This is a genomic window from Janibacter limosus NBRC 16128, assembly GCF_001570985.1.
In the GTDB taxonomy this organism is placed as follows: Bacteria; Actinomycetota; Actinomycetes; order Actinomycetales; family Dermatophilaceae; genus Janibacter; species Janibacter limosus.
Genome location: NZ_BCSS01000070.1, coordinates 1 through 7,590, shown reverse-complemented (window position 1 = coordinate 7,590; position 7,590 = coordinate 1). Strand labels below are relative to the sequence as shown.

Sequence of the window (7,590 nt, the reverse complement as noted above, 5' to 3'; positions counted from 1 at the left end):
GCCCTCGGCCCGCTGGGCGCCCTCGGCGCGCGCACCGCCGGTGCGGCGCCGATGGCTCGCGCCCCCTTCGGCCCCGACTACGGGCCACTGCGCCCGACCAAGGACCAGACGACCGGCTTGGAGCTCGTCGCCCTGCCCAAGGGCTTCGAGTACATCAGCTTCGGTTGGACGGGCTCGATGATGTCCGACGGTCTGCGCACCCCCGGTGCGCACGACGGCATGGCCGCCTTCCGCGACGGCAGGCACGTGCGTCTCGTGCGCAACCACGAGGTCGGCGGCGGACCCGCCTTCGCCTCCCCCGCCTACGACGCCCTCGAGGCCGGCGGTGGCACAACCACCCTCGTCTTCGACCCGGACAAGGGCCAGCTCGTCGAGTCCTACGCCTCGCTCGCCGGCACCCGGACCAACTGCGCCGGCGGCCCGACCCCGTGGGGCACGTGGCTGTCCTGCGAGGAGACGACCCACATCTCCGCCGACGGCACCCGCCACGGCTACGTCTTCGAGGTGCCGACCAAGGGCAAGAGCAACGGCGTCCCGCTCAAGGCGATGGGCCGCTTCTCGCACGAGGCGACCTGTATCGACCCCTCGACGGGCATCGTCTACCTCACCGAGGACGCGACGCCGTCCGGCCTCTACCGATTTCTCCCGAAGACCCCCGGCACTCTCGCCGACGGCGGGGAGCTGCAGATGCTCGCCATCGGCTCGGCGACGCGCCAGACGTACTCCGACGGCACCGGCACCACCTACACCGACCTGTCCTGGGTCACCATCGACCAGCCCGACCCGGGCCGCGGCGAGACCAGCACGGTGCAGCAGGGCATCGCCAAGGGCGGCGCGCAGTTCGCCCGCCTCGAGGGTGCCTGGTGGGGCAACGACCGCGCCTACATCGTCTCCACGAGCGGTGGTCCGGCCAAGCAGGGGCAGGTCTTCGAGTACGACCCCAAGACCGAGACCCTCACGGTGCTCATCGCCTCGCCCAGCGCCGAGACGCTCAACAACCCCGACAACATCAGCGTCTCGCCCCGCGGCGGCATCGTCCTGTGCGAGGACGGCAGCGGGAGCGAGTACCTCCACGGCCTGACCGCGACGGGCAAGATCTTCCCCTTCGCCCAGAACACCGTGGTCCTGCCGAGCGACAACCTCGCCGGGAGCACCGTCAAGGCCGGCAACTACGTCGGGTCCGAGTGGTGCGGCTCGACCTTCGAGCCGAAGAACGGCAACTGGATGTTCGCCAACATCCAGACCCCGGGCATCACGCTGGCCATCACCGGCCCGTGGCGCAAGGGCGCTCTCTGACGCACGCCGAGGACGAAGGGGAGGTCGCACCGTGGCGGTGCGACCTCCCCTTCGTCCTCGGTCAGCGGTTCTCCCAGGCCCCGGGGGCGGCGACGGCCGTCCGGACGGCGTCGGGGAAGTCGCCCGCGAGCACGTCGGCGAGGCTCGTGCCGTCGAGGACCGACCGGACGCTGGAGCGCACCGCGACCCACAGCGTCGGCAGGTGCGTGGCCGCGCCGTCGTAGCTCGTCGTCTGCGGGCGCTCCCCCCGGACCTCGGCCAGTGGTCCGTCGACGGCCCGGATGACGTCACCGACCGCGATCTCGCTCGCCGGCCGCGCGAGCAGGTAGCCGCCGCTCGCCCCCATGCGGCTCGTGACGAGCTGCGCGCGACGCAGGTCCGCGAGGATCGCCTCGAGGAACTTGCGTGGCAGCTCCTGCTCTGCGGCCAGCCGCACGACGGAGACCGGCCTCCCCCCGTCGCCGGAGACCGCGAGGGTCAGCATCGCGCGGACCGCGTAGTCCGACCGGGCCGAGATGTCCATGAGCCCCAGTATCCCGGGTCGCGGCCGTCACGACCGCCCACGTCGTGAGACATAACGCTGCGTTACTTGACCCATAAGCAAACGTTGGATCAAACTCCTGCACAACAGGTGGGAGATCGTCCTGCCCGTCGCGCCGCACACTCCTCACGGAAAAGAGTCCTCCGTATGCGCAAGCTCCTCCTCCTCGCCATCGTGGGCCTCCTCGCCCAGCTCGTCGACGGGTCGCTCGGCATGGCCTACGGCGTCACGACGACCACGCTCCTGCTCGCCATCGGCACCAACCCCGTCGCTGCCTCAGCCACCGTGCATCTCGCCGAGATCGGCACGACCCTCGTCTCGGGGGCCTCGCACTGGCGCTTCGGCAATGTGGACTGGCCCGTCGTGCTCAAGATCGGCGCCCCCGGTGCCGTCGGGGCCTTCGCCGGTGCGACCTTCCTCGCGAGCCTCGACACCTCGACCGCCAAGCCGCTCATGTCCGGCATCCTGCTGGCCCTCGGTCTGTACGTGCTCGTCCGCTTCACCTTCAAGGGCCTGCGCAAGGACCGTCTCGGCACTCCCCTGCGCAAGCGCTTCCTCACCCCGCTGGGCCTCTTCGGCGGCTTCGTCGACGCGACCGGTGGCGGCGGCTGGGGACCGGTCGGCACCCCGGCGATCCTCGCGAGCGGTCGACTGGAGCCGCGCAAGGTCATCGGCTCGATCGACACGAGCGAGTTCCTCGTCTCCGTCGCCGCGAGCATCGGCTTCCTCGCCGCGCTCGGCTCCCAGGGCATCAACTTCTCGTGGGTGGCCATGCTCTTCGTCGGGGGTGCGATCGCCGCCCCCATCGCCGCCTGGATCGTGCGGACCATCCCTCCGCGCATCCTGGGCTCGCTCGTCGGTGGCGTCATCGTCCTGACCAATGCCCGCACGATCATCGGCAAGGACGGCCTGGCGCTCGACACCGGAGCCACCTGGGTCGTCTACGCCCTCGTCTGGGTCGCGTGGATCAGCGCCGTGCTCTACAGCCTGCGCGCCCACCGCGTCGAGGTGGCCGCCGAGGTGGCCGCCGAGTCGGCAGGCTCCCCCGAGGCGGAGCGAAAGCTGGTCGGCGACCCTGCCTGATCCCCTGCGAAGGGGTCAGCGGCCCCCGACGCGCGCGCCCCGCAGGATCACGTGCTCCGGTGTGCCACATGCACGCACGTCCTCGCGCGGGTCCTCGGCGAGGACGACGAGGTCGGCATCCTCGCCCTCGGCGATGGCAGGGCGGCCGAGCCACGAACGCGAGGCCCAGGTCCCAGCAGCCAGAGCCTGCGTCGTCGTGAAGCCGGCCCGGATGAGCAGCTCCATCTCCTGCGCGACGAGACCGTGAGGCAGGGAGCCACCGGCATCGGTGCCCACATAGATCGGGACCCCGGCGTCGTGGGCAGCAGCGATCGTCTCGAAGCGCCGCTCGTGCAGCTGCAGCATGTGGCGGGTGTAGTCGGGAAACTTCTCCGCAGCAGGAGCGGCGATCTGGGGGAAGGTCTCGATGTTGACGAGGGTCGGCACGATGGCGATGCCCTGCTCGGCGAAGGCTGAGATCGTCTCCGGCACCAAGCCCGTCGCGTGCTCGATGCAGTCGGTGCCGGCAGCCGCGAAGTCAGCCAACGACTCCTCACCGAAGCAGTGCGCCGTCACCCGCGCGCCCGCCTCGTGGGCGGCGGCGATGGCCTCGACGAGGACCTCGCGCGGCCAGCACGGCGCGAGGTCGCCGACGCCGCGCTCGATCCAGTCGCCGACGAGCTTGACCCAGCCATCGCCGGCCCGGGCCTCGGCTCGCACCCGGGGGACGAGCTGCTCCGGCTCGACCTCATGGGCGAAATTGCGGATGTAGCGCTTGGTGCGGGCGATGTGGCGACCCGCCCGGATGATCTTGGGCAGATCGTCGCGCTCGTCGATCCAGCGGGTGTCCGCGGGTGAACCGGCATCACGGATCAGGAGGGTGCCGGCGTCCCGGTCGGCCACGGCCTGGGCCTCGCTCGTGGCATCGTCCACCGCCCCGTGGGCATCGAGCCCGACGTGACAGTGGGCATCCACGAAGCCCGGGAGGACGAACCCGCTCACGGTCTCCACATCCCCGCTGGTGGGCGGGGTGAAGGAGACCTTGCCGTCGATCACCCACAGCTCGGGGACGCTCTCCTGCTCGGAGATGAGGACCTCGCCCGTGACGTGCAGCACATCAGCCATGGCCCGAGGCTATCCGCTGATGACGACCTCCGGTCCCAGAGGAGCCCGCTCGGCGAGCCTCTCGGAGGATCAGCCGATCGCCTCGCCGATCGGCGTGGACCCGTCGTGGAACTCGATGGTCCTGCGGCTGGTCCCGTTGGCGCGCAAGGTTGCCGCGATGACCCGGGCGACATTGGCGCGCGAGACCTTGCCGCTGCCCTCTCGCCCGACCTGGATCGAGCCCGTGGGCGGGTCCAGGGTCAGCCCGCTCGGCCCGAGCACGGTCCAGTCGAGGTCGGTGGCACGCAGGTGCTCGTCAGCGGCGGCCTTGGCCTGCGCGTAGGCGAAGAAGGGGGTGTCGGGGTCGACACCGTGGTCGCTGCCGGCGCCGCAGTAGCTGACCATCACGTAGCGCCCGACGCCGGCCTGCGTGGCGGCATCCATGGAGCGGATCGCGGCGTCCTGGTCGACGGCCCGGGTGCGCTCCGGGTCTCCGCCTCCGGCCCCGGCGGACCACACGATCGCGTCGTGACCGCTGATGACCTCGGCGATGCCGTCGACGTCGAGCTGCTCGACATCCGCGACGACGGGCGTGGCGCCTGCAGCCTGCACCTCGGCAGCATGGCCCGGGTTGCGGATGACGGAGGTGACCGAGTGACCCTCCTCGACGAGGAGCGGCGCGAGGAGCAGGGCGATCTTGCCGTGCCCACCGATGACGGCGATGCGAGACATGACGAATCCTTCCGGTCGGGGGGTCCGGTGGTTGCCGGACACCTCCACCCCATCACATGTCGTCGTCAGCGCTCAGAGGCGATGAGGGCCCGCAGCGCGGCGATGGTCACCTCGGGCTGCTCCGAGTGCACCCAGTGCCCTGAGTCCTTGACCCCCACGTGACGCACCTTGGGGAAGAGCCGGCGCATCTCGGCGAGGTTGTCATCCGTGACATACCGGGAGCGCTCACCGGAGAGCCACAGCACCGGTCCGTCGAAGGGAGCCAGCGTCGCCACATCGTCCTGCGGCCACCCGCCGATGGCGGCGATGTCCCGGCCGATGACCTCGAGGTTGGGCTGCCAGCGCCAGCCGCTCCCGTCGCGGCGCAGGTTTTGCAGGAGGAATCCACGGACCCCCGGGTCCGGCGCGGCCTCCTGCATCGCTGCGTCGGCGTCAGCGCGCGACTCGATCGTGTCGAGGTCCATCGCCTGCATGGCCTCGATGTAGGTCTCGAACTCCGTGAAGCTCGTCGTCGGGGCCGGGGAGATGTCGACGACGCACAGCTTGTCGACGAGCTGCGGGTGAGCGAGCGTCAGGAGCATGGCGATCTTGCCGCCCATCGAGTGCCCGACGACGATCCACGGCTCGTCGGCGTCGATCGCACGCAGGCTGTCGGCGACGATGTCCGCCGCCCCCACGTAGTCGAACCGCTCGGTCCAGGGCGATCGTCCGTGGTCGGGCATGTCCAGCAGCGTCGGCCGGGCGATGTCGCTCAGGCCCTTGGCGATCTGGTTCCAGTTGCGGCCCTGCCCGAAGAGCCCGTGGCAGAAGGCGACCCGTGGCCCGGAGTCACCCGAGGTCGTCGCGTGGAGGGTCAGCTCGCTCATCGGCTGGCTCAGCTGCCGCCGAGGAACTTCTCGAAGCCCTTGGGCAGCTGGCTCGGGTCGAGATCAGCGGGCGCCTCAGGCGCGCCAGCACCGAAGGCCGAGCCGGCCGGGCCACGACCAGCAGCCCGCTCAGCCGCCTCGCGTTCCTGCTGAGCACGCTTGGCCGGGTTGCCCGACTTGCCCTTCTTCTTGGGCTGCTTGACCTGCTTCTTGCGGCCGCCACCACCCATGCCCGGCATCCCGGGCATCCCCGGCATACCGCCACCACGGGCGAGCTGCTTCATCATCTTCTGCGCCTCACCGAAGCGCTCGAGCAGCTGGTTGACCTCGGAGACGGTGACGCCCGAGCCCTTGGCGATGCGCGAGCGACGCGAGCCGTTGATCTGCTTGGGGTGCGTGCGCTCGAAGGGAGTCATCGAGCGGACCATGGCCTCGACCCGGTCGAACTCGCGCTCGTCGAGGTTGTCCAGCTGCGCCGACATCTGACCCATGCCGGGCATCATCTTGAGCATCGACTTCAGCGAGCCCATCCGCTTGAGCGCGGACATCTGCTGCAGGAAGTCGTCGAAGGTGAAGTCCTCCTCAGCGAGGAACTTGCGCTGCATCTCCTCGGCTTCGCCCTGCTGGAAGGCGCGCTCGGCCTGCTCGATGAGGGTGAGCACGTCACCCATGTCGAGGATCCGGCTGGCCATCCGGTCGGGGTGGAAGACCTCGATGTCCTTGGTCTGCTCACCCGTGGAGGCGAACATGATCGGCCGCCCCGTGGTCCCGGCCACCGAGAGTGCCGCGCCACCGCGAGCATCGCCGTCGAGCTTGGACAGCACGACACCGGTGAAGTCGACGCCCTCGGCGAACGCGCGGGCGGTCTCGACCGCTGCCTGACCGATCATCGCGTCGATGACGAAGAGGACCTCGTCCGGGTTGACCGCCGCACGGATGTCAGCGGCCTGCTGCATCAGCTCGGCATCGACCGCGAGGCGACCGGCGGTGTCGACGATGACGACGTCGTGCAGCTGCGAGTGCGCATGCGCGATGCCGGCCCGGCTGACGGAGACCGGGTCCCCGAAGGACTGGGTCCCCTCCCCGGACTCGAGGACGGCGTCGTGGCCACCGGTGTTGCCGCGCTCGGGCGCGAAGACGGGCACCCCGGCACGCTGACCGGTCACCTCGAGCTGCGTGACGGCGTTGGGGCGCTGCAGGTCGGCCGCGACGAGGATCGGCGTGTGACCCTGCTGCTTGAGCCAGGCACCGAGCTTGCCGGCGAAGGTCGTCTTGCCGGAGCCCTGGAGGCCCGCGAGCATGATGACGGTCGGTGGGCGCTTGGCGAACTGGATGGTCCGCGTGTTGCCTCCGAGGATCGTCACGAGCTCCTCGTTGACGATCTTGATGACCTGCTGGGCCGGGTTGAGGGCCCCGCTCACCTCGGCGCCGGTGGCGCGCTCGCGCACCGCGGAGGTGAACTCCTTGACGACGGGCAGGGCGACATCGGCGTCGATGAGAGCCATCCGGATGTCGCGGACGGTCTTGTTGACGTCGGATTCGGACAGGCGTCCCTTGCCGCGCAGGTTCTTGAAGGTCGCGGTCAGACGGTCGGACAGGCTGGTGAACACCCGGCCTAGGGTACTTGCCCGCGAGCACTCCCTTCGCTCAGGCGTGGTCGCAGGCGTCGATCATTGCCGCGATGGCGCGAGCCACCGCGGCCGGATCGAGCTCCTGACCCTCCCGGTCCGTGACGTAGAAGGTGTCGAGGGTCTGCCCCGCGAAGGTCGAGATGTGGGCCGAGCGGACGCTGAGACCCTCACCGGCCAGAGCCATACCCAGGTCGTGCAGCAGGCCCGGCCGGTCCTGCGAGCGCACCTCGATCACCGTCGCGCCACTGCCGACGCTGGGCAGCACGAAGGCTCGTGCCCCTCCCGCAGGGGCCGGCTGGGGCGACCGGGGACGCCGGCGGGCCACGGCGTCGAGCGCGGCTCGGTCACCGGCGGCGAG

Annotated in this window: 8 protein-coding genes; 2 read left to right on the top strand and 6 right to left on the bottom strand. The window is 70.4% G+C overall.

The annotated features are described in order from the left end of the window. Nucleotides 1–1,296: alkaline phosphatase PhoX (locus tag JLI01S_RS16010; protein ID WP_068266535.1), on the top strand; the 1,296-nt coding region annotated here is incomplete at its 5' end. Nucleotides 1,297–1,357: 61 nt separating this feature from the next. On the opposite strand, the gene JLI01S_RS16005 is transcribed toward JLI01S_RS16010, so the two are convergent. Beyond that, nucleotides 1,358–1,819 carry an RrF2 family transcriptional regulator gene (locus tag JLI01S_RS16005; protein ID WP_068266532.1) on the bottom strand — a complete coding sequence of 154 codons (462 nt, stop codon included), beginning with the start codon at nt 1,817–1,819 and terminating at the stop codon, nt 1,358–1,360. A 165-nt stretch (nt 1,820–1,984) separates the two neighbouring features. Here JLI01S_RS16005 and JLI01S_RS16000 point away from each other — a divergent pair, with 165 nt between their 5' ends. Next, entirely contained in the window at nt 1,985–2,920 is a 936-nt protein-coding gene (locus JLI01S_RS16000) for a sulfite exporter TauE/SafE family protein (protein ID WP_068266528.1), read from the top strand. A 15-nt stretch (nt 2,921–2,935) separates the two neighbouring features. On the opposite strand, the gene JLI01S_RS15995 is transcribed toward JLI01S_RS16000, so the two are convergent. From JLI01S_RS15995 to JLI01S_RS15975, 5 genes are all read right to left on the bottom strand, one after another. Then, nucleotides 2,936–4,024, bottom strand: coding sequence for an amidohydrolase family protein (locus tag JLI01S_RS15995; RefSeq protein ID WP_068266525.1), 1,089 nt, complete (start codon nt 4,022–4,024; stop codon nt 2,936–2,938). Between the two features lie 69 nt (nt 4,025–4,093). After that, nucleotides 4,094–4,735, bottom strand: a complete 642-nt coding sequence (locus tag JLI01S_RS15990; protein WP_068266538.1) for an SDR family oxidoreductase — start codon at nt 4,733–4,735, stop codon at nt 4,094–4,096. Nucleotides 4,736–4,800: 65 nt separating this feature from the next. Next, a complete protein-coding gene (locus JLI01S_RS15985; protein WP_068266522.1) occupies nt 4,801–5,601 on the bottom strand; it encodes an alpha/beta fold hydrolase in 801 nt (266 codons plus the stop codon). Between the two features lie 8 nt (nt 5,602–5,609). Next, a complete protein-coding gene (gene ffh / locus JLI01S_RS15980; protein WP_068266520.1) occupies nt 5,610–7,211 on the bottom strand; it encodes a signal recognition particle protein in 1,602 nt (533 codons plus the stop codon). A 37-nt stretch (nt 7,212–7,248) separates the two neighbouring features. Next, a partial coding sequence (locus JLI01S_RS15975; RefSeq protein WP_157075015.1) for an ACT domain-containing protein occupies nt 7,249–7,590 on the bottom strand: 342 nt, incomplete at its 5' end.